This window comes from Janthinobacterium goodfellowi (assembly GCF_051380695.1).
Taxonomy (GTDB): Bacteria; Pseudomonadota; Gammaproteobacteria; order Burkholderiales; family Burkholderiaceae_D; genus Janthinobacterium.
This window is the reverse complement of record NZ_JBNYXN010000002.1, coordinates 570,070-596,169: the sequence shown is the minus strand read 5'-3', so window position 1 is coordinate 596,169 and position 26,100 is coordinate 570,070. Positions and strand designations below refer to the sequence as shown.

At 64.4% G+C, this 26,100-nt stretch carries 24 protein-coding genes; 13 read left to right on the top strand and 11 right to left on the bottom strand.

Annotated elements, in window-relative coordinates; genetic code table 11:
* The first annotated feature begins 31 nt into the window (after nt 1-31).
* On the top strand, nt 32-1,384 hold the full coding sequence (locus tag ACQ4WQ_RS10620; RefSeq protein ID WP_436496831.1) for a serine hydrolase: 1,353 nt from the start codon (nt 32-34) through the stop codon (nt 1,382-1,384).
* A gap of 3 nt (nt 1,385-1,387) precedes the next feature.
* On the opposite strand, the gene ACQ4WQ_RS10615 is transcribed toward ACQ4WQ_RS10620, so the two are convergent.
* The 3 genes from ACQ4WQ_RS10615 to ACQ4WQ_RS10605 all read right to left on the bottom strand — a co-directional run bounded on the left by ACQ4WQ_RS10615 (nt 1,388) and on the right by ACQ4WQ_RS10605 (nt 4,895).
* A complete protein-coding gene (locus ACQ4WQ_RS10615) occupies nt 1,388-1,741 on the bottom strand; it encodes a hypothetical protein (RefSeq protein ID WP_436496829.1) in 354 nt (117 codons plus the stop codon).
* Entirely contained in the window at nt 1,738-3,306 is a 1,569-nt protein-coding gene (locus ACQ4WQ_RS10610; RefSeq protein WP_436496827.1) for an EAL domain-containing protein, read from the bottom strand. The genes ACQ4WQ_RS10615 and ACQ4WQ_RS10610 overlap by 4 nt, the downstream gene beginning before the upstream one ends.
* Before the next feature lie 92 nt (nt 3,307-3,398).
* Nucleotides 3,399-4,895: an MFS transporter gene (locus ACQ4WQ_RS10605; protein ID WP_436496825.1), complete on the bottom strand. Its 1,497-nt coding sequence runs from the start codon at nt 4,893-4,895 to the stop codon at nt 3,399-3,401.
* An 84-nt stretch (nt 4,896-4,979) separates the two neighbouring features.
* Here ACQ4WQ_RS10605 and ACQ4WQ_RS10600 point away from each other — a divergent pair, with 84 nt between their 5' ends.
* Entirely contained in the window at nt 4,980-5,855 is an 876-nt protein-coding gene (locus ACQ4WQ_RS10600; RefSeq protein ID WP_436496823.1) for a LysR family transcriptional regulator, read from the top strand.
* Here the strand turns inward: ACQ4WQ_RS10600 and ACQ4WQ_RS10595 are convergent.
* A complete protein-coding gene (locus tag ACQ4WQ_RS10595; RefSeq protein ID WP_436496821.1) occupies nt 5,852-6,424 on the bottom strand; it encodes a helix-turn-helix domain-containing protein in 573 nt (190 codons plus the stop codon). The genes ACQ4WQ_RS10600 and ACQ4WQ_RS10595 overlap by 4 nt on opposite strands.
* A gap of 91 nt (nt 6,425-6,515) precedes the next feature.
* Between ACQ4WQ_RS10595 and ACQ4WQ_RS10590 the strand changes: the two genes are divergently transcribed.
* Nucleotides 6,516-7,046, top strand: coding sequence for a GNAT family N-acetyltransferase (locus tag ACQ4WQ_RS10590; RefSeq protein WP_326459474.1), 531 nt, complete (start codon nt 6,516-6,518; stop codon nt 7,044-7,046).
* A gap of 13 nt (nt 7,047-7,059) precedes the next feature.
* Here the strand turns inward: ACQ4WQ_RS10590 and ACQ4WQ_RS10585 are convergent, their stop codons facing one another.
* From ACQ4WQ_RS10585 to ACQ4WQ_RS10575, 3 genes are all read right to left on the bottom strand, one after another.
* The gene (locus tag ACQ4WQ_RS10585; RefSeq protein ID WP_436496819.1) at nt 7,060-8,250 is read right to left on the bottom strand and encodes a low temperature requirement protein A; all 1,191 of its coding nucleotides are present in this window, start codon (nt 8,248-8,250) and stop codon (nt 7,060-7,062) included.
* Between the two features lie 51 nt (nt 8,251-8,301).
* Nucleotides 8,302-9,255 carry a 2-hydroxyacid dehydrogenase gene (locus ACQ4WQ_RS10580; RefSeq protein ID WP_436496817.1) on the bottom strand — a complete coding sequence of 318 codons (954 nt, stop codon included), beginning with the start codon at nt 9,253-9,255 and terminating at the stop codon, nt 8,302-8,304.
* A gap of 233 nt (nt 9,256-9,488) precedes the next feature.
* Nucleotides 9,489-10,160, bottom strand: coding sequence for a hypothetical protein (locus ACQ4WQ_RS10575; RefSeq protein WP_436496815.1), 672 nt, complete (start codon nt 10,158-10,160; stop codon nt 9,489-9,491).
* Nucleotides 10,161-10,392: 232 nt separating this feature from the next.
* On the opposite strand from ACQ4WQ_RS10575, the gene ACQ4WQ_RS10570 reads away from it, so the two are divergent.
* From ACQ4WQ_RS10570 to ACQ4WQ_RS10530, 9 genes are all read left to right on the top strand, one after another.
* Nucleotides 10,393-12,609 carry a TonB-dependent receptor gene (locus ACQ4WQ_RS10570; RefSeq protein WP_436496813.1) on the top strand — a complete coding sequence of 739 codons (2,217 nt, stop codon included), beginning with the start codon at nt 10,393-10,395 and terminating at the stop codon, nt 12,607-12,609.
* Between the two features lie 82 nt (nt 12,610-12,691).
* Nucleotides 12,692-13,564, top strand: a complete 873-nt coding sequence (locus ACQ4WQ_RS10565; RefSeq protein ID WP_436496811.1) for a hypothetical protein — start codon at nt 12,692-12,694, stop codon at nt 13,562-13,564.
* An 83-nt stretch (nt 13,565-13,647) separates the two neighbouring features.
* A complete protein-coding gene (locus ACQ4WQ_RS10560; RefSeq protein WP_436496809.1) occupies nt 13,648-14,775 on the top strand; it encodes a sensor histidine kinase in 1,128 nt (375 codons plus the stop codon).
* 175 nt (nt 14,776-14,950) lie between these two features.
* Nucleotides 14,951-16,405, top strand: coding sequence for a circularly permuted type 2 ATP-grasp protein (locus ACQ4WQ_RS10555; RefSeq protein ID WP_436496807.1), 1,455 nt, complete (start codon nt 14,951-14,953; stop codon nt 16,403-16,405).
* Nucleotides 16,399-17,343 (top strand): alpha-E domain-containing protein, encoded by a 945-nt coding sequence (locus tag ACQ4WQ_RS10550; protein ID WP_436496805.1) that lies wholly within the window; start codon nt 16,399-16,401, stop codon nt 17,341-17,343. Before ACQ4WQ_RS10555 ends, ACQ4WQ_RS10550 begins: the two co-directional genes overlap by 7 nt.
* Nucleotides 17,343-18,152 (top strand): transglutaminase family protein, encoded by an 810-nt coding sequence (locus ACQ4WQ_RS10545; protein WP_436496803.1) that lies wholly within the window; start codon nt 17,343-17,345, stop codon nt 18,150-18,152. Before ACQ4WQ_RS10550 ends, ACQ4WQ_RS10545 begins: the two co-directional genes overlap by 1 nt.
* A gap of 90 nt (nt 18,153-18,242) precedes the next feature.
* Nucleotides 18,243-19,121 (top strand): proteasome-type protease, encoded by an 879-nt coding sequence (locus ACQ4WQ_RS10540; protein WP_326459464.1) that lies wholly within the window; start codon nt 18,243-18,245, stop codon nt 19,119-19,121.
* A gap of 108 nt (nt 19,122-19,229) precedes the next feature.
* Nucleotides 19,230-20,570: an alpha/beta hydrolase gene (locus ACQ4WQ_RS10535; RefSeq protein WP_436496801.1), complete on the top strand. Its 1,341-nt coding sequence runs from the start codon at nt 19,230-19,232 to the stop codon at nt 20,568-20,570.
* 102 nt (nt 20,571-20,672) lie between these two features.
* The gene (locus ACQ4WQ_RS10530; RefSeq protein WP_070218730.1) at nt 20,673-21,098 is read left to right on the top strand and encodes a Fur family transcriptional regulator; all 426 of its coding nucleotides are present in this window, start codon (nt 20,673-20,675) and stop codon (nt 21,096-21,098) included.
* Nucleotides 21,099-21,111: 13 nt separating this feature from the next.
* On the opposite strand, the gene ACQ4WQ_RS10525 is transcribed toward ACQ4WQ_RS10530, so the two are convergent.
* From ACQ4WQ_RS10525 to zigA, 4 genes are read right to left on the bottom strand one after another with little or no spacing between them, the layout of a single operon-like run.
* Nucleotides 21,112-21,630 carry a GNAT family N-acetyltransferase gene (locus ACQ4WQ_RS10525; RefSeq protein ID WP_436496798.1) on the bottom strand — a complete coding sequence of 173 codons (519 nt, stop codon included), beginning with the start codon at nt 21,628-21,630 and terminating at the stop codon, nt 21,112-21,114.
* Nucleotides 21,631-21,675: 45 nt separating this feature from the next.
* The gene (locus tag ACQ4WQ_RS10520) at nt 21,676-22,464 is read right to left on the bottom strand and encodes a HoxN/HupN/NixA family nickel/cobalt transporter (protein WP_436496797.1); all 789 of its coding nucleotides are present in this window, start codon (nt 22,462-22,464) and stop codon (nt 21,676-21,678) included.
* Complete coding sequence (locus ACQ4WQ_RS10515) at nt 22,461-23,465, bottom strand: CobW family GTP-binding protein (protein WP_436496795.1); 1,005 nt, start codon at nt 23,463-23,465, stop codon at nt 22,461-22,463. Before ACQ4WQ_RS10515 ends, ACQ4WQ_RS10520 begins: the two co-directional genes overlap by 4 nt.
* An 18-nt stretch (nt 23,466-23,483) precedes the next feature.
* The gene (gene zigA, locus ACQ4WQ_RS10510) at nt 23,484-24,710 is read right to left on the bottom strand and encodes a zinc metallochaperone GTPase ZigA (protein WP_436496793.1); all 1,227 of its coding nucleotides are present in this window, start codon (nt 24,708-24,710) and stop codon (nt 23,484-23,486) included.
* A 238-nt stretch (nt 24,711-24,948) separates the two neighbouring features.
* Here zigA and ACQ4WQ_RS10505 point away from each other — a divergent pair, with 238 nt between their 5' ends.
* Nucleotides 24,949-25,995 (top strand): hypothetical protein, encoded by a 1,047-nt coding sequence (locus ACQ4WQ_RS10505; protein ID WP_436496791.1) that lies wholly within the window; start codon nt 24,949-24,951, stop codon nt 25,993-25,995.
* The last annotated feature ends 105 nt before the right edge of the window (nt 25,996-26,100 follow it).

The window sequence follows — 26,100 nt, the reverse complement described above, 5'->3', positions numbered from 1 at the left end:
TGCATACAGCCCACCCTGGACAAGGTTACCCATGACACCCACTTTCGCCCTTCTCCCCCTTTGCCTGCTCGGCGGCGCCGCGCTGGCCGCGCCCGTCCTCGATGACGCCGTGCGCCAGCGCGCCGAGGAACTCACGCGCACGGGCATGCACCCGAGCATCGTCATTGCCGTGATCGACGGCAAGACCAGCGCCGTCTACGGCTTTGGCAGCGTGCAGGCAGGCAAGAATGCCAAGCCTGGCGCCGACACCGTCTACCAGATCGGTTCCGTCACCAAGACCATGACGGCCTTGCTGCTGGCCGACGCCGTCGTCGAAGGCAAGGTCAAACTCGACGAGCCGGTGGCGGCAGTATTGCCTGGGTACACCATGCCGGCCTTCGACGGCAAGCAGATCAGCCTGCTCGACCTGGCCACGCATTATTCTGCGCTGCCGCGCCTGCCCGACAATTTCGCGCCCAAGGACCCCGCCAATCCGTATGCGGACTACACGGAAGCGAAGCAGCGGCAATTTCTCGCCGCCTACCATCTGCCCCACGCACCGGGCACGGCATTTGACTACTCGAACATCGGCTACGCCGTGCTGGGCACGGCCCTGGCCGCACAGGCCGGCAGCAGCTATGAAGCGCTGCTGCAAAAGCGCCTCGCCGTGCCACTGGGCATGCGCTCGACGTCGAACACGCCCACGCACGGCATGCTGGCGCGCCTGGCGCCCGGCCATTTGCTGTCGGGGGAGCCGACACCCGCCTGGGATTTGAACGTGGTGGCGCCGGCCGGCGGCGTGTATTCGAGCGCGCGCGACATGGTTGCCTATCTGCAAGCGTACATGTTCAAGCCGCTGCGCCCGTATGCGCTGACAATCAAACCGCAGCGGGCGCTGGCGCCCGGCGGCGAGACGAAAATCGGCCTGGCCTGGCTGCTGGAGCAGCGGCAGGGTCGAAGCTACGCCTGGCACAGCGGCCAGACGGGCGGCTACACCAGCTATGCGGCGTTCACGACGGATGGCAAGCGGGGCGTGGTGGTGTTGACGAACACGGCGCGCGATATCGATGCGCTGGGCCTGTCCGCCTTGCTGCCCGGCACGCCCTTGCCGCCGCTGAAAAAGCCGCCGGTCGCCATCGAACTGCCGCGCGCCGCGCTGGCCGAATACGTGGGCGAGTATCCAATGGGCACCGATTTCACCCTGACGGTGACCTTGGGCAAGCATGGCCTGGAAGCGGCCGGCACGGGCGTCGGCTCGGCCCCCTTGTTTGCCAGCGCGAAAGACCAATTCTTCTTCCGCGCCATCGAGGCGGACCTGGCCTTTACACGCGATGCCGCGGGCAAGATCATCAGCGCCGTGCTCACGCAAGGCGGGCAGGACGTGGTCTTGCCGCGCAAGCCGTAGCGCTCAGGCTGCCGGGTCCTGCATGAATTGCTCGACCCGGGCGATAAACGCCGCCTTGCTGCGCGTGCGAAATTCACCGAGGAAGGCGTCGCTGCCCTGGACGATCTTGCCGTGGCGGTCGTATGCCACCTTGCCCATTTCCAGCACGAACTCACCCTGCGGATCGTCTTCCGGCTCGAAGTGCGAGTTGAAGCAGTAACCGCTGTCGCGGCAGCTGCCCCACAGCAGCAGCGCGCTGCTGAACCATTGCATGGTATCCGGGCCCGGCTCGACCTCGAACAGGGTGTTGACGGTGATGTGCCAGCCGCCCGGCACGCGTAGCGGTTGCAAGGGATAGGGAAAGCGTGGCTGTTTCATATGGACGATGGCAAGCGGCGGCTTGCGTAAAAGGCGAGGAAGTCCAAGGCGGGCAGCGCTTTGGCAAACAGCCAGCCCTGGCCGAATTCGACCTTGCGTTCCAGCAAATAGTCGGCTTGCTGCTGCGTTTCGATGCCTTCGGCCACGATCAGCATGTTCAGGGTGCGCGCCATGGCGATGATGTGCGGCGTGACGCTGCTGGTGGCCGCGTCCGTGCCGATGGTGTCGACGAAGGACTTGTCGATTTTCAAGGCGTCGAGCGGCAGGTTTTGCAGGCTCGACAGGCTGGAATAACCGGTGCCGAAATCGTCGATGGCCACGGCATGGCCCCGTGCCCTGGCCTTTTCGATGGTGGCGCGGGCCGCTTCCACGTTGATGAAGCCCCGCTCCGTCGCTTCCAGCCAGATCTGCTGCGCCTCGATGCCCGTGCCGGCCAGCGCCCGCTCGAGCACGTCGAGCACTCTGCCCGTCTCGATGTCGCTGGCGCACAGGTTGATGGCGATGTGCAGCTCGCGGTCGGCCAGCAGCGCGGCGCGCATGTCGGCGATCACGCAAGCGATCACCTGGTCCGTGATGGGCAGAATCAGGTCGCTTTCCTCGGCCACGGGGATGAACAGGTCGGGCCGTATCATGCTGCCGTCGGGACGGCGCCAGCGTATCAGTGCCTCGGCACCCACGCACACGCCCGTGTCGAGCGCGATGATCGGCTGATAATGAACAAAGAATTCGCGCCGCTCGACCGCCGTTTCCAGTTCGCCGCGCAGCGACAGCCGGCGGCGCGACAGCCACACGACGATGCCGAAGATAAAGGCGGCCATCAGCAGTCCCAGCGGCAGGAGCAGCAGCTGTTCGCGGCGCAGCCTGTCGTTGAGCTTGCTGCGCGGCTCGATCATAACGGCCGTCAAGCCATCGCGGTACAGCGTCGCATGGATGCTGCCGTCGTGCGCGGCGTCTCCCGTCGCCGGCAAGCCGGCGAGCAAGCTTTGCACCAGCGCGGGGTCGGGATGGTGCAAGGTGTCGAGCACGCCTTCCCTGCCGATGGCCACGGCCATCTGGATATCGCTGTCGACGATGACGTCGGAAAAGCGCACGGGATCGATCAGTACCTTGTAGGCGCGGTAGGACAGTCCCACCATGCGCTTGCCGCCGCTGACGACGGGGCGCAGGTTGAAATCGATACCCATGCCGTTGGCCAAGGTGAAATCGGCGGGCGTGACGGCGATGCGCGCCTCTTCGAGGCCCGTGGACGTGCATTTGAGAAGGCCATTTTCCACGTAGCCGATATCGTCGATGCTGCGCGTGGTGATGGTGATGCGGCGCAACTGCTGGATATGCGCCTCCGAACACGGCGCCAGGTCCAGCGCATCGGCGCTGCGCAAGGCGACGCCGGCCGATGCGATGGAACGGTGGGCGCGCTCGAGCGCATAGCCGGCCAGCAGGCGCAGGCGTTCCTGCTCGCCCTGCTCGGCGCGCACGGACGACAAATAGAAGGCCAGGCTCAGGGGAGCGGCCACGCCGATGACTGCCACCAGCACGCTGGTGATGATAATGCGTTTTCTGCGCATGCACTTCCCTGCGGTAGTTATATGATTGCCATGTATTTCTCGATGGCATCATATTACAAGTGTGGGCGGCGCACGCGCATATTACTGAAGAGTTACACTTTTTCCAGCGGCCTGGCCAGCACGAACACCAGCGCCGCCGCCACGGCCGCCAAGCCGCCAGCCAGGTAGAGCACGCTGGCAAAACCGTCGATGAAGGCATGCCGCGCCGCTTCCTGCGCCACGGCTTGCAGCGCGGGCGGCAGCTGGCCGAAAGCGTCGGCCGCGTTGCCGGCGACGATGCGCCCTATCATCTCGGGCGACGCCTTCAAGCCGTGCAGCCACGCCAGCTTCTCGAACGAGGCGGCCGTGCGCATGGCCAGCACGGCCCCCAGTGCGCCGACGGCCAGAACGATGCCGACGAAGCGCGTGGTGGTGCTGATGCCGGAACCCATGCCCGTGCGCTCGCGGGGGATGCAGGCGAGGATGGCCTTCTGCGTCGTGCCGTTGAGCAATCCCGCCCCCGCGCCGGTGACGACCATGCCGGCCGCCACCCATCCGTACTGCAAGCTGGCGGCGGCCAGGGCCGTGGCGACGTTGCCCACGGCGACGATCAGCAAGCCCGTCACGAGAATGCCGCGGTCGTCCAGCACCCGCATGGCGCGCGGCGCCAGCCTTGACAACACCACCATGGCGACGGCGAACGGCAGCATGGCGCAGCCGGCCAGCACGGCGGAAAAGCCGAAGCCGTTCTGCAGGTACAGCGGTAAAAACGTCATCATCACTTGCGCGGCGATGGCGTAGCCGAACATGCCCAGCACGGCGCCGACGAACACGCGCCGGCCAAACAGGGATAAATCGACCATGGGCGCGCGCTGGCGCCGTTCCACCAGCACGAAGACCAGCAGCAGCGCGGCACCGGCCGCAAAGCGCAGCATGGTGGCATGGCTGGACCAGCCCGCCACGCTGGCGTCGATCAAGCCCCAGATGATGCAGAACAGGCCGGCGGAAAACAGCAGCGCCCCCACCGGGTCGAAGCTGGCGTTCGAGGCGTCCTTCGATTCATCCACGTGCTTGCGCACCAGCCACATCAGAATGGCGACGACGGGCAGGTTCAGGTAGAAAATCCAGCGCCAGTTGACGGCGCTCGTGACGAGGCCGCCCAGCAGCGGCGCCACCGTCATGGCCACGCCCATGGCGGCGCCCCACACGGACCAGGCCCGTGCCCTCTCCTTTTCCGCGTGAAACGTGTGGCCGATGACGGCCAGCGCGGACGTCAGCAGCAGCGCGGCACCGAGTCCCTTGACGGCGCGCGCCACGTTGAGCACGAACGGCGTCCACGCCAGGCCGCACAGCAAGGAGGCCAGCGCGAATACGGAGAGGCCGAACAGCATGACCTTGCGCCGTCCCAGGCGGTCGGCGATGCTGCCGGCCGGCAACAGGAACGAGGCGAACGCCAGCATGTAGGCGCTGACCACCCATTCCACGTCGACGAAGCTGGCGTTGAGCGAGCGGGCGATCGACGGCAGCGAGACGGCCACGACGTTGGTGTCGAGCATGATCAGCGCGCACACGCCCGAGCACGTATATAAAGTCCAGTTGGTATTCTTCATGCCTGTATTTTAAGCAGGCTGGTGTTATTTCCTGTTATAAGACAAGCGCCTTATAATTCACCTATGGTGAATACAGAAAAAGACATGGAATTGCGGCATTTCCGCTGCGTGCTGGCCGTGGCGCACAGCCTGCATTTCGCGCGGGCGGCGGCCGAGCTCGGTATTTCGCCGCCCGCGCTGACCAAGCAGGTGCAGGAAACGGAGCAACTGCTGGGCACGCGGCTGTTCCAGCGCAGCAAGCGCGCCGTGTCCCTGACGGCGGCCGGAGAATTGTTCGTGCTGGAAGCGGCGCGCGCGCTCGAGCAGCTGGCGCAGGCGCAGGACGTGGCGCGCCGGGCGGGACGGGGCGAACTGGGACGCCTGGAAATCGGCTACGTGGCTTCGGCCGCATACTCAGGCGTGCTGCAGGGCCAGTTCGCGCGCTTTCGCGCCAGCCACCCGGGCATCCACATCGGCGCGCGCGAATACGCGATGGACGCCCTGCCCGGCTTGCTGGACCAGGGCCGCGTCGACCTGGCCTTCGTGCGCCCGCCCCTGCACTTGCCGGAAGGACTCGACAGCGTGGTGTTGCTGCGCGACCGCTTCGTGCTGGCCGTGCAGGCCGACAGCCCGCTCGCCGGGATCGACGTGGCAGCACCGGCCGCGCTGGCGCAGCAGGCGTTCATCGTGCCGGAACAGGAATTGGGAACATTGGAGGTGAGCCGGCGCGGCGGCTTTGCGGCGCAGGTGGTGTCGCGCCCGGGCAGCCTGGTGGCCGTGCTGACGGAAGTGTCGCTGGGCGTGGGCTGCGCCATCGTGCCCCACTCCGTGATGGCCAGCGTCCGATTGCCCGGCGTGGTCTTCCGCGAACTGGCAGCACCGCAGATCAGCTCGGAAATCGCCGTGGCGTTTCGCCGCCACGAACAGGCGCCCGCCGCGCGCGCCTTCATCGCCCAGCTGCGCGCTGTAGCGCTGGCTTAGCCTCGGTTCTTCAGGACGGCCACGGCATAGGTGCAAGCGGATGCCGTTTCATTGCGGAATACGCAGTCGGCCGGCGGGCCCAGCTCCAGGCAATCGCCCTCGTCCAGCACGTGGCGGGTCTCCCCTTCGATGAAGACGAGGCTGCCGCTGAGTGACCAGATCAGCTGGCGCCGCGCCACATAGGCGGCGGCCGGCATGGCCACCACGGCGCCCGGCGGCAAGGTAATGTGCACGAGGTCGAGCGGCATGTCGGACGCGGGCGACACGTGGCGCCGCACATAGCCGCTCTGCGGGTCAACCCACACGGGCTGCTCAAGCTTGCGCAGCAAGCGCCCCTCGCGCATTTCCGCGCGGGCGATCAGTTCGGACATGCTCAGGCCGAAGGCGCCCGACAGGCGCGCCAGCAAGGTGGCCGTGGGGCTGCAATCGCCGCGCTCCACCTTGTGCACCATCGCGCGCGACACGCCCGAACGGGCCGCCAGGTCCGTCAGCGACCAGCCCAGGCTTTCCCGCTCGAGGTGCACCCGGGCCCCGATGCGCTGGTTCAATTCGTCTGGTTTAGTGGACATGTATCGCGTTCCATTCGGATTTTATTGGACAAGGCGTGGGCGCCGCTCTATGATTTGTCCATTATAGTAGACGCTTAGCTAGGAGATCAACATGCACATACGCGATGCCCACGCGGGCGATATCGAGGCCATCACGGCCATCTACAACGATGCCGTCAGCAACACCCTGGCCATCTGGAATGAACGGACGGTCGATGCGGCCAACCGCGCCGCATGGCTGGCCGACCGCGAGCGGGCCGGCTATCCCGTGCTCGTCGCCATCGATGCGGATCAAAACGTGGCCGGCTACGCCTCGTTCGGCGACTGGCGCCCGTTCGAGGGTTTCCGTCATACGGTCGAGCATTCCGTGTACGTGCGCGCCGACAGTCGCGGTGCCGGCGTCGGCAAGGCCTTGATGGGGGAATTGATTGTACGGGCGCGCGGCCTGGGCAAACACGTGATGGTGGCGGGCATCGAGGCGGGCAATGCCGGCTCGATCGCCCTGCACAAGCAACTGGGCTTCGAGGAAGTGGGCTTGATGCGCCAGGTGGGCACCAAGTTCGGCGCCTGGCTGGACCTGGCATTCTTGCAGCTGCAACTCGATGCGCGCAGCGATCCGGACGGCATTGCGCCGCCCGGCTAAGGTCACGCAGGCGTCAAGGATCGATCTCCGGTGGCGGGCGGCGCAGCGCCATGTGTTCCCACACGGCCACCAGTACCAGCACGCAGCTGGTGATGCAGGCCAGGGTCAGCGGCGAATACAGGCGGCCGTAGGCCATCGGAATCAGCGCCAGGATGATCAAAATGCCCAGCAGGTGCGACAGCGGCGGCGTGGAGCGGTCGCTGCTGACCCATTTGAATAGCGCATTGCCCAGCAGATACAGGATCGGGCCGCCCAGCAAGGCGCTGATGCCGGCGAAGCTCGCCTCGTCCGGATGCACGAGCGCCAGTTCATCGGCCACGGCGGAAACAATCACGCCACCCACGATCAGCAAGTGGATATACGTGTAAGCCTTGCGGGCGATGCGGCCCGGGTCCTTCGAGTGGGCGATGCGGTGGTGGCCCGCCTCGGCGCCCGTATCGAAATAAATCCACCACATGGCGATGCTGCCGACCAGGGCCGACAAAAAGCCCAGCCAGTTGCCGGCCGTCCATTCCAGTCCCGCGAACGTGGCGCCCGTCACCAGCAAGGACTCGCCGAGGGCGATGATGACGAACAGGCCGCAGCGCTCGGCCATGTGGCCGCCATCGACATCCCAGTCGGCCGTCGAGGAACGCCCCAGGCCCGGCATGCCGAACTGCATCCACGGACCGGCAAAGTCGATCAGCAAGGCCAGAGCCCACCAGAAGAGGCGCTGTTCGGGCGCGGCCAGGCCGCCGGCGATCCAGAAGAGGCCGGACAACGCGGCCCACAGGGCGATGCGCTGGAAATTGCGGCGGCGCGCCAGCGCTTCGTGGCGCACGGCCCACCAGGCAAACAGGGGCCGGCCCACCTGCATGGCGACATAGGCAGCCGCGAACGCCAGGCCCCGCGTGCCGAACGCTTCGGGAATCGAGGCTGACATGATGAGTCCGCCCAGCATCAGCGCAAACAGGCTGATACGTACGGGAATGCGCTCGGGATCGAGCCAGTTGGTGATCCACGACGTGTAAATCCACACCCACCAGACGGCCATCAGCAGCAAGCCTGTCTGCAGCCAGCCCATGGCGCTCAGGTGCGCCAGCAAGCCGTGCGACAGTTGCGTTACAGCAAACACGAACACGAGATCGAAGAACAGCTCGATCATGCCCACCTTGCCGCTGTCCAGCCCGCCCCGCGTGCGCAACAGCGATTTACTTAATTCCATAGCGACTCTTTCATTCATGCTTGATTAAAACGGTACGTCCCGGGTGGGTATTTATAGCTTTACTGGCGTCAACAAGGGCAAGCCGGCGAAGTGCGCGGCCAGGTTATCGACAACCAGTTGCCCCATCGCATGGCGCGTTTCCACGGTCAGGCTGCCCACGTGCGGCGTGAGCACCACGTTGGGCAAGGCGCGCAGGGCGTCCGGCACGCGCGGTTCGTCCGCAAACACGTCGAGGCCGGCCGCGCCCAGGTGGCCATCCTGCAAGGCAGCGATCAGGGCGTCTTCGTCGATCAGGGCGCCACGGGCGATATTGATCAGGGTGCCTTGCGGACCGAGCGCGTCGAGCACGGTGCGGTCGACGATCTTGCGCGTGGCCGGCGTGCCCGGCGCGCAGACGATCAAATAATCGCTTTCCTGCGCCAGGGCCAGCAAGGATTCCGCGCGCGGCACGCTGGTGCCGGCAATGGCGCGCGGCTGGAAATAGCGCACGTGGATACCGAAGGCGGCCAGACGCAGCGCGATGGCTTGCCCGATCTGGCCGAAACCGAAGATACCGGCCGTCTTGCCGCGCAAGCTCGATGCGGGGGCGATGGCCTCGCGGCGTTCCCAGCCGCCATCGCGTACGAAACGGTCGAGTGCCATGACATGCCGCGCGCTGGCCAGCAGTAGGGCCAGCGCCATGTCGGCCACATCGTCCGTCAGCACGTTCGGCGTGGTCGTAACGGCAATGCCGCGTTCGCGCGCCAGGTCGAGCGCCACGCCGTCGAGGCCCACGCCATTGACGGCGACGATTTCCAGCTTCGGCAGCATGGCCATGTCCGTGGCGTTCAAGCCCAGCGCGCCCGTCGTGACGACGGCGCGGATGCCCGGTGCGCGCTCGGCCAGCCAGGCGTGGCGTTCGTCCGCCGGCACTTGCCAGGCGTGATGACAGTTGTATTGCTGCTCCAGCTGCGCGTTGACGGCAGCCGAGGGACTGGGGGCGAGGATGAGGAGTTCGGGTGGCATGGGCGTCCTGGGTCATGTCGACAAGATTTGCAGACGCAACTTAGCATATTTGAGACCCAGCCGGGGATGGCATCGCCTACTACCACCCCTAAAACCCTGCACGACGCGCGGTCTTTGCCTGCCCGATTCCGCCGTAGGTCGGCTTAGCCCACCGGGCGTAAGCCGACAAGCGCCGCCACGCAACCTGTCAGATTACGCTGCGCTAATCTGACCTACACAGCCTTCAATCCGGCTCAACCAGGGCAAGGCACGCGTTTGACCTTGCCACCTGTCTTGAACGGGTCGGCGCCCGCGCCCGGGTTCGCATCCATGCCAAAACACGTGGCGCCGCCGGCGCTGACGACGCGCGTGACGGGCCGCCCATCGGCCGTCAGGTATTCCTCCACGCGGATGACGGGGCCGCCGCGCCAAGCGGAGGCGACCTGTTTCTGGAAGGCGCTTTCGCTTTTGAGGTCGGCCGCGGCCAGCCACGGCTTGTCTTGCTTGAGTTCGCCGCGCAAGGCCTTGTCGGCGGCGCCCGCCGCCAGGCGTGCGCGCGTGCGCAAGTCTGTAGTGGACGGCGCGATGGCGGGCGCGGCGGGTGATTCCTCGGCAGGTACGGTGATGGTTTCCGCCGCCACGGCGGGCGGCGCGAAGAGAGCGGGCGGCACGGTGGCCCGCGCGCGCGGCATGGGGGCCGGCATCGGCAGCGGCAAGGCCATCGGCGGCGTTTGCGGCGGCGGCCGGGGCGGCAGCAGGGTCATGAAGGCCACTTCCGTGTATTGCTTGAGTTGCCGCGCCGGCAGCAGGAGGAAATACAGGCCCAGCGCGTGCATGGCCAGGATCAGCGCGACAGCCGCGCCTTTCAGGCTCAAGCCCCGCCGCATGCGCAGGGAGGCGGACTGTAGATGGCTGTGCAGTGACATGCGGTTTCCTGTGGGCGCCGGGCGCGATGGTTTATTTTAGCGAAACTTGACCAAAGGCATTAATAAATCCACAAGGTATCGCCTGGCGCGCCTTTTTCCGCCAGATTCCAGTGCCTGGACCGCCGGGTGATGTACAAATGACGACTTTTTCATCGCTTGCTCACGCATTCCCACGCGCGGCGCCGCGCTGGATTATAATGATAATCATTCTCATTGATATCAAGATAATTCCATGCGCACCTTCCGCCCCGTCCCTACTCCGTTCGCCCTGGCCGCCTTCCTGCTGGCCAGCGCCGCCGCCCACGCCCAAACCAGCACCGCAGCAGCGGCCGGCGACGCGCCAACCATGCCGACCGTGGTCGTGAATGCCTCGGCCGACGCCTCGGCGCAAGGTTTGTCGAAGGCGTATGCGGGCGGCCAGGTGGCGCGCGGCGGGCGCATGGGCATCCTTGGGTCCGTGGACATGATGGACTCGCCATTCGGCAGCACCAGTTATACGCAGCAGTTCATTGCCGACCAGCAAGCGCGCAGCGTGGGCGACTTGCTGCAAAGCGATGCCGCCGTGCGCATGTCTCGCGGTTACGGCAACTTCCAGGAAGTGTATGTGATCCGCGGCTTCGCCCTCGATTCGGACGACGTGGCCTACAACGGCCTGTACGGCGTCCTGCCCCGTCAATATGTTTCGCCGGAACTCTTGGAGAGAGTGGAAGTGTTCCGCGGCGCCAGCGCCTTCCTCAACGGCGCGGCGCCTGGCGGCAGCGGCATCGGCGGCGCCATCAACCTGATGCCCAAGCGCGCCGGCAACACGCCGCTGACGGAACTGACGGTGGGCGTGGAATCGGGCGGCCACGCCTATGCGGCCGTCGACGTGGCCCGCCGCTTCGGCGAGCACCAGGAATTCGGCGTGCGCGTAAACGCCGCCAAGCGCCAGGGCGAGACCGGCATCAAGCGCGAAGACCACGACGTGGGCATGTTCTCGGTGGGCCTCGATTACCGGGGCCGCAACTACCGCCTGTCGGCCGACGCGGGCTACCAGAATTTTGACCTGACGGCGCCCCGCCCTTCCGTCAACACGGGCAGCCTGACGGCCTTGCCGGGCGCACCCGATGCGTCGAAGAATTTTGCCCAGCCATGGAGCTATTCGAAGGAGCATGACGTGTTCGGCACGGCGCGCGCCGAAGTCGACCTCGCCACGGATGTGGTGGCCTGGGCCGCGTTCGGCAGCCGCTCGACGAAGGAAGCCAACAGCCTGGCCCAGCCGACGTTGAACGCGCTCAATGGCGATGCCAGCGTGTACCGCTTCGACAACGCCCGCAAGCAGGCAATCCGCACGGGCGAACTGGGCGTGCGCGGCAAGCTCCATACCGGCGCCGTCCGGCACACCCTGGTGGCCAGCTGGTCCGGGCACTGGAACGAGGCGAAAAATGCGTATGCGATCAGCGATTACGCTGGCTTGCCGACGAATATCTACCATCCGGTGGACGTGGCCATGCCGCCCACCCTGCCCGCGAACTCGGGCGGCGTGATGAGCGACCCACGGCTGACGCAAAAGACTATCCTCAACAGCTACGCCGTGGCCGATACCATGGCCTTCCTCGACGACCGGCTGCTGCTGACCGTGGGCCTGCGCCGCCAGCAGATCCGCGATGCGGCATATGCCTACGGCACGGCCGTGCAATATTCCAGCTATGACAAGAGCGCCACCACGCCTGTCGCCGGCATCGTCTACAAGGCCGGCAAGAACGTGTCGCTGTATGCCAACTACATCGAGGCGCTGGTCAAGGGTCCCGTGGCCAACGGCACCTACTTCGATGGCAAGGAGAACCAGCTGGTCAGCAACCATGGCGAAGTCTTCGCGCCGTACAAGTCGAAGCAGAAAGAAATCGGCATCAAGTATGACGGCGGCAGACTGGGCATGAGCGCCGCCCTGTTCTCGACGGCCAAGCCCTTGCCGGCCATCGTCGGTACGCGCGCCACCTTGTCGGGCGAGCAGCGCAACCAGGGCCTGGAACTGTCCGTCTTCGGCTCGCCGATGGCGGACGTGCGCCTGCTGGGCGGCCTGACCTGGCTCGATACGCAACAGCGCAAGACGGACAAGCCGGCCAACAATGGCAAGAACGCCATCGGCGCGCCGAAGATGCAGGCTAGCGTGGGCGGCGAATGGGACGTGCCCGGCGCGCCTGGCTTGAGCCTGAATGCCCGCACCGTCTACACCTCGACCCAGTATGCGGATCTGGCCAACACCAAACAGTTGCCATCCTGGACCCGCGTCGACATCGGCGCGCGCTATCTGACGCAACTGGCGGGCCACGAGGTGACCTTGCGCGCGCGCATCGACAACGTGGCCGACCGCAGCTACTGGGCCTCGGCCGTCTCCTCGTTCGACGCGGGCAGCCTGGTGCTGGCCGCGCCGCGCACCTTCGTCGTGTCGGGCAGCGTGGCGTTTTAACCCGGTCTGCGCGAAGCTGCTTCCCCGGGCAGCTTCGCGTGCGCGCCTGTGCCAACGGCCGGATTTGGGCGACAATGCCCGCATGAAACTCCCTTCCCTCCTGTTATTGCTCTGCCTATCCCTGCCCGCCGCTGCCCAAAAGCAGGCCGGATGCCCGTATGCCGCCTGGAAAAGCGGTTTCAAGGGCGATGCGCGGGCGCAAGCCACGTGCCTGCTGCGCCCTGTGAAACTGTATGCGCGCCTGGGCGACAGCGCGCCGCTGCCGGCCTTTCTTGCCGCCCACGTCGGCCAGCGCACGGGCATCTCCCCCGTCGCCCTGCGCGCCTGGCTGGCGCAGCAAGACATCGCCGAGGCGGACGCGGGCGGCGCCGTCGATGCACCGCTGTCGCGCGCCGTGGGCCGGCTGGCCGCGCCGATGGCCCGCTATTTCGTCATCCACGACACCAGCTACCCGAATTTCTTGTTAGAAACCATTCCTGCTCACATCAACGACGCCAGCTGGGATTTCAACGATTTCACTATACGTAACCCCGCGCTGGGCGACGGTCCGAAAGGCCATGTCTACGTGAACCGCCTCGGCGATTCCCTGGCCGTGCGCGACTTCGGCACGGCCGGCTACGCCAGCAAGCTGGAAAAGGACAAGCCGTCGCTGACGGGCCTGTTCCTGCACGTGGAACTGGTGCAGCCGCGCCGCTCCGTGCCCGGCGGCGGCAAGGGCAACGACGGGCTGGCGCCCGATCCTGGCTTTACGCCCGCGCAATACGAGCGGCTGGCCCTGCTGTACATCGCCGCCAGCGTGCGCAAGGGCACGTGGCTGATCCCCGCCTTCCACGCCGTGCTCGATACGGGCTTTGCCAACGGCCATGACGATCCGCAAAACTTTTCGCTGGAGCAATGGGATGCGGCCCTCAGCCATTTGAGCGCCGTCATTGCGGGCGCCCACGCGCCACATTGAACACCACCTAAGCGCCGATTTGGAGGATACTGTAGCTCCCGCTTTGCATCGCGCGGATGCCGGGATGTCGATGGGGAGCCGCGATGACCTATGCCTCTGACCAGAAAATGCATGCGCTGGACATGCCCGCCCGCACGCGGCGCATCTTCAGCATGCGCGATGCCGTGCTGACGCAGTGGGAACACGAGGTGCGCGCCAAGGTCCGCGGCGCCGACGCCTTGCTGACGCCCATCCTCATCAACACCTTGCCCGCCTTCTTCGACAACCTGGCCGAAGCGCTCACGCCCGGCTACCCGCGCGACGACGCCACCAGCAACACCAACGCTCCTGCCGTGCATGGCAACGAACGGGCGCGCATGACCAGCTATGGCCCGGAACAGGTGATCCAGGAATACCAGATTTTCCGCGACTGCTTCGCCGCCGCCGCGCTGGAGGCGGGCGTGCCGCTGCGGCGCCGCGACTGGAAGGTGATCAACGCCTCGATCGATACGGGCATCCGCGAAGCCATCCTGGAATTTACCGCCATGCACGCAAGCTTTCAGCGCCGCATCGCCGCCGGCCTGTCGCACGACATGCGCAACCCCCTGTCCGTCATGCTCAACAGTGCGCAGCTGCTGCAGCGGCGCGCGCAACAGCCGGACGTGGCGGCGCTGGCGCTGAAAATTCTCGAGCACGGCAAGCGCCTCGACGACATGATCCAGGAATTGCTCGATACGCTCAGCTATCACCGGGGACAAAAGCTGCCCCTCGTCCTGCAGCGCTTCGACATACTGCCGCTGGCGCGGCAAGTGGCCGACAGCGTCAATATCGGCCATCCGGGCAAGTGCGTGGTCAGCGGCATATCCGTGACGGGCTGGTGGTGCGAAAATTCGCTGCGCCGGGCCCTGGATAACCTCGTGGGCAATGCCGTCAAGTATGGCGACGACGGTCCCATCCATATTCATATCGACAGTTTGCGCGAACGCATGATCTTGAGCGTGCACAACACGGGCAGCAACATCGCACAAGACCAGACGCAGCGCATCTTCGAATACCTGCGCCGCGAGCACGAAGGCAGCGCGCCCGGCTGGGGCATCGGCCTGCCCTTCGTGCAAAACGTGGCGGAAAGCCATGGCGGCAGCGCGCTGGTCGACAGTGCGCCGGAAACGGGCACCACGTTTACCATCGACCTGCCCGTCGACTGCCGGCCCTTCGTCACGCCGGACGCCTGATCTCGGCTGCCCTGCGCCCCATCTGCCTGCAAAATCGATGCCGTAGCGCACCAAAGCGGTGCGAATGACGGTTTTACGCCACAAAAGTGATCATTTTTTACATACTTTCGGGCGTGCGGCATTGGCACGCTTCCTGCTGAGCTATAGTCAGACACGGCTCAAGGGAAATCACAACATGGCAAATTTTTTCAATGAAATGACTGCAGATGACGTGGGTACGGACAGCAAGGTACGTGAACACTATCGTGAATTCAACAACTGGCTGGAACAGCAATCGCCCGAGACCATCGCCCGCAAGCGGGCCGAAGCCGACCTGACGTTCCGCCGCGTCGGCATCACGTTTGCCGTCTACGGCGACGATGCCGGCACGGAACGCCTGATTCCGTTCGACACCATCCCCCGCATCATCCCCGCCGCGGAATGGGCGCAGATGCAGACGGGCCTGGTGCAGCGCGTGCAAGCCTTGAACATGTTTATCCATGATATTTATCATGAGCAAAACATTATCAAGGCGGGCATCATTCCCGCCGAGCAAATCTACAAGAATGCCCAGTACCGCCCGGAAATGCAGGGCATTGCCGTCGCCTCCGACATTTACGCGCACATCGCCGGCGTCGACATCGTGCGCGCGGGCCAGGGCGAATTCTATGTGCTGGAAGACAATTTAAGGGTGCCGTCCGGCGTGTCCTACATGCTGGAAGACCGCAAGATGATGATGCGGCTGTTTCCGGAACTGTTCGCCCGCAACCGCATCGCCCCCGTCGACCATTATCCGGACATGCTGCTCGACAATCTGCGCTCCGTCGCGCCGATGGGCGTCGATGACCCGACGGTCGTCGTCATGACGCCGGGCATGTACAACTCCGCCTATTTCGAGCATGCGTTCCTGGCCCAGCAGATGGGCGTGGAACTGGTCGAAGGCAAGGATTTGTTTGTCAACGACAATTCCGTCTACATGCGCACCACGCGCGGGCCCAAGCGCGTCGACGTCATTTATCGCCGCGTCGACGACGATTTCCTCGATCCGCTGGCCTTCCGCTCCGATTCCTCGCTGGGCGTGCCGGGCCTGCTGTCCGTCTACCGCGCGGGACGGGTCACCCTGGCGAACGCCATCGGCACGGGCGTGGCCGACGACAAGTCGATCTACCCTTTCGTGCCCGACATGATCAAGTTCTACCTGTCACAGGAGCCGATCCTCAACAACGTGCCGACGTACCAGTGCCGCAAGGCGGCCGACCTGTCCTACGTGCTGGCGAATTTGCCGAAACTGGTGGTCAAGGAAGTGCATGGCGCGGGCGGCTACGGCATGCTGGTGGGCCCGGCGTCGAGCCTGGCGCAGATCGAGGACTTCCGCCAGCGCCTGCTGGCCAATCCGGACGGTTACATCGCCCAGCCGACCTTGGCCCTGTCCGCCTGCCCCACGTATGTCGAAGCCGGCATCGCGCCGCGCCACATCGATTTGCGTCCGTTCGTGCTTTCCGGCAAGACGATTTCCATGGTACCGGGCGGCCTGACCCGCGTGGCGCTCGGCGAAGGCTCGCTGGTGGTCAATTCCTCGCAGGGAGGCGGCACCAAGGATACCTGGGTACTGGAAGCCACATCCGCTTTTGCAGGAGAGAAAACATGCTGAGCCGCACTGCCGATCATTTGTTCTGGATGGCCCGCTACACGGAACGGGCGGAAAACACGGCGCGCATGCTCGACGTCAACATGCAGACGTCGATGCTGCCCCAATCCGAGCAGGACGCGGAGCAAGGCTGGCGCGCCACCCTGGGCATTTCCGAGCTGCAAAACGCGTACGACCACAAATATGGCCGCTTCCACACGCGCGACGTGCTCGACTTCATGGTGCGCGACCCGAACAACCCCTCGTCCATCCTCGCCTGCCTGACGGGCGCGCGCGAAAACGCCCGCGCCGTGCGGGGAACGTTGACGACGGAAGTGTGGGAAATCCAGAACGCCACCTGGCTCGACATGCAGAAGCGCCTGAAAAGCAATCTGCTGGAAACGGACCCCAGCGCCTTCTTCGAATGGGTCAAGTACCGCTCGCATTTGTCGCGCGGCGTGACCCTGGGCACCATGCTCAAGGACGAAGCGATTTATTTCATTCGCCTCGGCACTTTTCTCGAGCGGGCCGACAACACGGCGCGCATCCTCGACGTGAAGTTCCATGGCGCGCGCGACACCTCCAAGGACATCACGCAGCGCGACTTTTACTACTGGGCGGCTTTGCTGCGCTCCGTTTCCGGCTTCGAGATCTACCGCAAGGTGTACCGCGACGTCATCACCCCGGAACGGGTGGCGCAATTGCTGATGCTGCGCGGCGACATGCCCAGGTCCTTACTTGCCTGCATGGATGACGTGGTGGAAAATCTGAAACATATCCGCAACGACGTGTCGGCCGATACGGAACGGTTCGCCGGCAAGCTGCATGCGGAGTTGAAATTCGGCCATATCGACGACATCATGAAGGCGGGATTGCACCATACCCTGACGGAGTTTCTGGAAAACATCTATGAGCTGGGCAACCGGGTCAGCCGCGATTTCCTCGTTCCCCTGGCGGCCTGATGCAGCTCACCATCCGCCACGCTACCCACTACGCCTACAGTGCACCGCTGGCCTATACCATCCAGCAGCTGCACCTGACGCCGCGTATCGAGCCGCAGCAGCGGGCACTCTCCTGGCAAATCACGACGCCGGGCCAGTGCCACGCCTATACGGATGCCTACGGCAATCTGTCGCACATGCTGACGATCAACGGCAGCCATCAATCGCTGAGCCTGGTCGCCCAGGGCGTGGTGGAAACCATCTACCCGCACAAGGGGCGGCTGAACCTGGTCGACACCTTGTCGCCGCTGCTGTTTACCATGCCGACGCCGCTGACGGAAGCGAACCCCGCCATTGTGGAACTGACGGCCGCCAGCCTGCCGGACCGCCGCGTCACGGCCGGCACGGGCCATTTGCTGCGCCTGGCCGAGCACATCGTCGGCAAGGTGGCGTATGAAAGCGGCGCCACCATGGTCACCACCACGGCCGGCGACGCCCTGGCCCTGGGACGCGGCGTGTGCCAGGACCACGCGCATCTGTTCCTCGCCTGCTGCCACGCCTGGGGCATCCCGGCCCGCTATGTATCCGGCTACATCGATCCGGGCACGACGGGCCATGCGGCCAGCCACGCCTGGGTCGACGCCTGGACGGAAGACACGGATTTCGCGGGCTGGGTCAGCATCGACGTCACGCATGCGCGCTTGATGACGGATGCGTATTGCCGCCTGGCCATCGGGCGCGACTACGATTCGGCGGCGCCCGTGCGCGGCGTGCGCCAGGGCGGCGGCACGGAAACCCTGCACGTGGACGTACAGATCGAGCCTGTGTAAATGGGCAGGAATGAGGCTGGCCGGGGCTTGCGGCGGATAGTCTAGCCCCGGCTGGTGTAGAATGCCCCCCTTTAGATTTGATTTACGACGATGACTTATTGCATAGGCATGCGCCTGAACGAAGGCCTGGTCTTCCTGTCCGACTCCCGCACCAACGCCGGCGTGGACCAGGTGGGCACCTTCCGCAAGATGAGCGTGTTCGAGAACCCGGGCGACCGCATGCTGGTCCTGATGACGGCCGGCAACTTATCGATCTCGCAAGCGATCCGCCAGATCGTCTCCGAACACGTCGATGCGGACGGACGCAGCATCTGGAACGTGTCCAGCATGTACGATGCGGCGCGCATCGTGGGCGAAGCCGTGCGCACCGTGCACCTGCGCGAAGCGAAGGCCCTGGCCGACTGCGGCATCGATTTCAATGTCAGCATCATCCTGGGCGGCCAGATAGGCGCCGAGCGCTGCCGATTGTTCCAGGTGTATTCGGCCGGCAATTTCATCGAATCGCACGATGAAAACACGTATTTCCAGATCGGCGAAGCCAAATATGGCAAGCCCATCATCGACCGCGTCGTCAACCCGTTCACGCGCCTCGATGAAGCGGCCAAGTGCGCGCTGATCTCCATGGACTCCACCCTGCGCTCGAACATTTCCGTCGGCTTGCCGCTCGATCTGCTCGTCTACGAGACGGGCAGCCTGGCCGTCACGCGCTTCGTCACCATCGATGAAAAGAACCAGTATTTCCGCATGATCCGCGACACCTGGGGCGAGCAATTGAAACATGTGTTCGAAGGCATCGTCGATCCCGTGTGGAACGCGGCGCCGGAAACCACGACGAACGTGCTGTCGTCCGCCAACATGCACAGCAAGCCCGTGCGCGTGGCCATCCCCGAGCACGTGAGCCGCGGCGGCCTGACGGTGGCGCCCCTGCAATCCTTGGCGCAGCAGTTCAGCGACGACAAGCAACATTGATCTGCCGCGCGCCGCCTGCGCGCGATGCTGGACAAGTCGCTTTCCGCGTGCTTTTATGGCAATATGAATTGATATTTAATTCATATTGATCAGAGAGGCAGGTGGCGCATGGACTTGATTACTTCCGCCGTCGTCGCGGCCATCGAACATGGCGCGCCCGGCCACGCGCCCGAGGCAGTCGCCAGCCACTATCAGCGCCTGAAGCTGGCCATCGCCAAGTTCGACGGCGCCGCCGCCATCCTGGCCGCCATCGCCGCGCTGGAGAACGAACCAGCCCATACCCAGCTGCAACTGGCCCTGGCGGCGGCCCTGTCCACGGCAAAAGTGCCCGATGACATGGAAACCCTGTTTGCCGCGCAAGGCTTGCTCGATGCGCTGCAGCGCCCGCCTTCACCGTTGCCGGAGGTGGAAACCGCGCCCTCCCCGGCCGATAAAAGCGCCGTCGTGTCGAACTATGCCGTGGTGAAAGTGTATTTCGCCACGGACCGCCAGCGCGACGTGGGCAAGCCGCCGGCCCAGCGCTTCAGTGGCGAACGCAACATCATGGGAGGCAATGGCCCGCTCAGCTATGGCAGCTGCGACATCAGCATCCCCCGCGACCACCGCATGGGACAGCTGGAATCGCCGTCGCTGTGGCGCCTGGAATTTCGCGACGACCCGGCCAAGCACGTGGTGCTGCTGTCCGCCGACGTGCAAGACCGCGACAACTACTTTGCAGCATTAAAAACGCAAATCCGCGCCTCGGCCGGCAAGAGCGCCTTTATCTTTATCCACGGCTATAACGTGACTTTCGAGGATGCGGCGCGGCGCACGGGACAGATGGCCTACGACCTCGGTTTCGATGGCGCGCCCGTGTTCTACAGCTGGCCGTCGCGCGGCGACATCGCCGCCTACACCATCGATGAAAACAATATCGAGTGGAGCACGCCCCACATCACGGCCTTCCTGGCCGACTTTCTCGCCAGCACGGAAGCGGCGCAAGTGTATCTGGTGGGCCACAGCATGGGCAACCGGGGCCTGGCGCGGGCCGTGGCCGACTTGCTGGCGGCGCAGCCGCAACTGGCGCAAAGGATTACGGAAATCATCCTCTCCGCGCCCGATATCGACGCGGCCATCTTCAAGCACGATATCGCGCCGCAACTGGCCCACGCGCGCAACCCCGTCACTTTGTATGCCTCCTCGCAAGACCTGGCCCTGGCCGCCTCGAAAGCCGTGCACGGCTACCCGCGCGCGGGCGACAGCGGCGCCGGCATGCTGATCGTTGCCGGCGTGGAAACCATCGACGCCACGGGCGTGGACACGAGCTTCATGAAGCACTCGTACTTTGCGGAAAAACGCTCGGCCCTGTCCGACATGTTTTACTTGATACGCAACCAGGCGCGCGCGGACCAGCGCTTTCTCGACCCCGTCGATACGCCGGCGGGCCGCTATTGGACGTTCAAACCATGACGCGGCTTCATGCTGTGCGGCACGCATGCTAAGATACGGCCCATAGGGTGGCACAGGCACGGCGATGACGCCGCCAGCCGATCCACCGCAAGCAGGCCTATCATGTTGACATCTTCTTCTACACCGCACGCCGAATCGCTGATCCGCAACACCAACGCCCGCGTCACCAAGACGCGCGTGAAGGTGCTCGACTTTTTAATGGCGCAAAGCCGTTCGCTGACCCACCATGAAATCCAGCAAGCGCTGTCGCAGGACAGCGATATCGATTCCGTCACCCTGTACCGGGTGCTGGAATGGCTGACGGAAAATGAACTGGTGCACCGCATCGCGGGCGCCGACCAGGTGTGGCGTTTCAGCGCCGGCGCCGGCCACCAGGCGCACGAGCACGCGCACTTCCAGTGCACCAAATGCGCGAACGTCACCTGCTTCAATGAAGTCAAGCTGCCGCCGCCCGTGCTTTTGCCGGAAGGCTTCAGCGGCGGCGAAGTCGATTACCTGATCAAGGGCCTGTGCCCGCGCTGCAAGTAAGCCCCTTCTGACGTCACTTGAGCAGCAAGGCCAGGTGATGCTCGTCATAAAACAGCTCGCCCACGCGCATCGAGCGCGGCTCCGTGCCATACGCGATAAATCCCAGCGATTCATACAGGCGCAGGGCGGCGTTGTTTTCCGCATTCACGCTCAGGTGCACTTGCATGATGGCAGGGTCCGTCTCGGCCTGTTCGATGCAGGCGTTCACCAGACGCCGCGCCACGCCCTTGCCGCGCTGCGTCACGTCGACGAACACGCCCCATAACACGGCCTTGTGCGACAGCTGGCGCAGCGGTTCACGCCGCAAACCGGCAAAACCCACGAGACGCTCGCCATCGAAGGCGCCAAAGCCGCGCTGCATGACACCGCCGGCGATGCGCTGCACGTGTTCCTCGGGCGTGCGCGCCAGCTCATCCTCGCGCGACGCCGAAAACGAGCTAGGCGAATCCAGGATGGCGCGCAGGCGCAGCGCGCAAAAGGCGGCGGTGTCGGCTGGCGTCAGCAGGCGGATGACGATATCGGAAGCGGGCATGGGAGGACTCGGCGGTTTTTTCCCCATTATACCCACGCCCTTCCCTCAGGCACGCACGCGGCGCAAGCCCAGCAAGGTCCAGCCGTACAGGGCCGCCATCAGCAGCACCATGGCCGCGCCCAGCGCCGCCATCCAGCTTTCCGGCAGCGACCAGGCCGGTTCCAGCTTGCCGGCAGCCATGTAAGCGGCCATCGCCACGCAGATGGCGACGATGGGCCAGCCCAGGCGTCGCCGGAAGGCGCGCACGATGTCATTCTTGCCGGTGCGCATGACCTTTGCCGTGACCCAGCCATCGAAGGCATCCGTCACGCCCATGCCCACGGCAAACACCGTACCCGTCAGCAAAGCCGGCGCCATGCCGCCCAGCGCGACGGCCGCATAGCCCCAGGCGGCCGCCTGCAAGGCCGTGTCGAACACGAGTGCGAACAGCATGCCGACGAGGATGGCGGCAAAGGGCCCGGACGCGCGCCGCAGCCAGCCCGGCAGCAGCCGGCCGCGCACCTCGGCCAGCTGCGCGCCAGCCAGCAAGCTGCGCGCATTCAGGGCGGCAATGACCAGCAGCAAGGCGATGGGCAGCCATTCCAGCCAGCCGAACACGGTTTCCGACAGGGAGAAGTGCCTGGATGCCAGCGCGGCGACGGCCACGATGGCCAGCACGCAGACGCCATGGCCCAGCGCAAACAGCGCGCCCATCCACGGCGTCCAGCGCGGATGGGCCGCCTGGCTGCGCAAGGTGAGACCGTCGACGGCGGCCAGGTGATCGGGTTCCAGGCCATGGCGCATGCCAAGAAGAAAGATCAGCGCCAGGGCGGGCAAGCCCGCTTCCACGCTCATTCGGCCCCCTCGACGGGACTATTCGCCTTGACCACGCAGCGGTCCAGGCCCCGGATCAGCATATCCTGCGGCAAGTCGCGGCCGATAAAAATGATCTTGCTGGCGCGCGGCTCATCGTCGCGCCACGGCGCGCCCAGTTCCGAGCCCATCAGCATGTGCACGCCCTGGAACACGGCGCGGCACGGCAAGTCGGCAACATGCAAAATGCCCTTGTAGCGCATCAGCTGGCTGCCGAACAGCTGCACCACGGCATCGAGAAAGTTTTCCACCTGCGGCAGATCGAGGGGCTGGGACTGGTGATACACGAACGATTGCACGCCGTCGCCATGGCGGTGCCCCAGTTCTCCGAGGAAATCCGGCTCCAGCTCGACGATGGCGTTCAGATTGAAACCGCGGATGTTCAGGATATCGCGCAGCGGCACATTGCCAAAGCGCACTTTCTGTATGCTGGCGCGGCCATTGATGGCGACCAGGCGCTGGCGCAGCGCGGCCAGCGCTTCCTTGCTGACCAGGTCCGTCTTCGACAGCAGGATGCGGTCGGCAAAGCCCACCTGCTCCTGCGCTTCCTTGTGCTCCGTCAATTGCTGCTGCGCATGGCGCGCATCGACCACCGTCAGGATGGCGTCGAGCATGTAGCACTCGCTGACGGACGGTTCCGCAAAGAAGGTTTGCGCCACGGGGCCCGGTGCGGCCAGGCCCGTCGTTTCGATGATCACCTGGTCGAAAGCGATGCTGCCCGCCGCGCGTTTGGCGTGCAGCTCGCCCAGGATGCGGATCAGGTCGCCCCGCACGCTGCAGCAGATGCAGCCATTGTTCATTTCCACGATCTGCTCGTCGCTGTCCTGCACCAGCAAGCCATGGTCGATGCTTTCGGCGGCGAACTCGTTTTCGATCACGGCAATGCGCACGCCGTGATCGCCCTGCAATATGCGCTTGAGCAAGGTGGTTTTCCCGCTGCCAAGAAAACCCGTGATGATGGTGACGGGGATCAGTTCTGTCATGGTGTATTCCTGTTCAAGTTAGTCTTCGAGTTCTTCCATGCGTTGCCATTGGGGAAACGGATCGGGCAGCTGGCGCCAGGCGGCCATGCCCTGGCGCGTTTCCGTGGTGTTAAGTTGACACTTCTTCAAGTCCGCCTCGATGGCAGCCTGGTCCATGTCCTGGCCGATGAAGACGAGCTCCTGGTAGCGGTCGCCGTACGTTTCGCTCCAGCCCGCCTTGACCTCCGCCAGCGAGGCGGCATCCGTGGGCCAGCGCTCCTGCGGCACGGCCGCCCACCACAGGCCCACGGGCTCGATATTCATCAGCTTGCCCGCGCCGGACAGGCTGGCCACCCATTCGGGGCGGCTGGCCAGCCAAAAGTATCCCTTGCTGCGCACCACGCCCGGTATCGGTTGCGAAATGTAGTCGTGCAGGCGCTGCGCGTGAAACGGTTCCTTCGCCCGGTAGACGAAGCTGCCGATGCCGTAGGTTTCCGTCTCCGGCGTGTGGGTGCCCGCCAGGGCCAAAGCCCAGCCCGGCATGGCGGCTGCCTGCTCCAGGTCGAACAAGTGCGTGCCCAGGATGGCATCGAGCGGCACGACGGAATGGTTGGTTTCGATGATGCTCGCGCCGGGATTGAGGGCTTTTAAAATGGCCAGCACGCGCCGGCGCTCATCGGCCCCCACCATGTCGACCTTGTTGAGGACGATGACATTGGCAAACTCGATCTGTTCCGTGAGCAAGTTGGCCAGTTGGCGGTCGTCGCCCTCGCCTGCCGTTTCTCCCCGCTGCTCCAGGCTGTCTTCGCTATGAAAATCCGCCAGCAGGTTGGCGCAGTCGACGACGGTGACCATGCAGTCGATGCGGGCCACGTCGGTCAGGCTGTCGCCGTGCTCGTCCTCGAAGTCGAAGGTGGCGGCCACGGGCATCGGCTCGCCCACGCCCGTCGATTCGATCAGCAGGTAATCGAAGCGGTCCTCGGCAGCCAGGCGCCGTACTTCCAGCAACAGATCGTCGCGCAGGGTGCAGCAGATGCAGCCGTTCGACATTTCCACGAGCTTTTCTTCCGTGCGCGACAGCGCCGTGCCGGCCGCCTCGGCACTATCCTTGACCAACGAAGCGTCGATATTGACTTCGCTCATGTCGTTGACGATGACGGCCACGCGCTTGCCTTCGCGGTTGCGCAGTATGTGGTTGAGCAAGGTGGTCTTGCCGGCGCCAAGAAAGCCGGACAGGACGGTAACGGGGAGTTTGCGCTGGAGCATGGGGAATCCTTCGGATTGGTGAGTGCGTGATGGTCGATGCAAATGCAGTTCACTTGCATTTGCGAATTATAATGCAACTTACTTGCACTGGCTCGACAATCGTCACCTGCCATCCTGAACACGCCGCGCAGTCCAGCCCACGCTCCTCAAGGTGCTATAGTGGAATCGCGCCGGCCAGGCTATCGAAGCAAGCGCCTGGCGGCTGAACAGATAAATGCTTAGCGTTTCCAAGGAATCGATGATCTTACGCAGCTATACAACGTTTTTTGCAGTGGCTTTTTTGATGATGGGCAGTGCGATTGCCGCGGAAATAAAACACCCGATCAAGCACTATATTTACTTCAATCACCGTGAACCGCACGGGGAAAACATACGTGCGGATAAGGCATTAAACGATCCGCGCTTCAGCGGTGCTCAAATCGTGTACACCTGGCGCAGCCTGGAGCCGGAACAAGACCGTTACGATTTTGCGGCGATCCGCCACGACATCGCCTATCTCGACTCGATCGGAAAAAAGCTGTGGATACAACTGCAGGAAAAATCCTTCACGCCGCGCCATAATGTGCCGGCCTACTTGCTCAGCGATCCTCGCTACCGGGGCGGCATCATCAAGCAGAGCATGCTTTCCGCACCGGAACGCGACCCGCATAAAGCGGTGACGGATGATGAACATGGCTGGTCGCCAAAAATGTGGGAAGCGCCGGTACGCGAGCGTTATCAACGCTTGATCCAGGCGCTGGGCAAGGAATTTGACGGGAAAATCGAGGGCATCAATTTCAGCGAAAGCTCGATCGACATTGGCGTGGAGGACAGCAAGGGAAATACGACGTTCCCCGATGATTTCAAGCCACAACAATATGTCGATGCCATCAAGGAAAACATGCAGGTACTGGCCGCGGCTTTTCCCCACACCACCGCCATGGTGTATCTGAATTTTCTGCCCGGCGAATGGCTGCCATGGACCGACAAGGGCTATATGCGCAGCCTGTTTGCACAGGCGCAAACGCTGCGGATGGGCGTGGGCGGTCCTGACCTGATGCCATACCGGAAAAGCCATATGGGCCAGAGTTACGGCTTTATCAAGGCCTATCCGGCGAACCTGGTCAAGGGCATGGCCGTACAGGACGGCAACCTGCGCCAAATCAATCCCCGTACCAGGAAAAAGAATTCAGTGGAAGATTTGCTCGATTTTGCCCGTAATTACCTGGACCTCGACTATATTTTCTGGGTAGAAGACGAGCCTTACTTTAGCAATGAAGTGCTGAAAAAACTGCCGGGGCATTGACAGGCAGCCGCGCCATCGCGCGCAGCCCTGCATCCATGCGCCTTGCACGGCTGTCATCGCCGCGTCATATGGCGGCGTTACAGTCGCGTCCTTTGAATCTTTCCG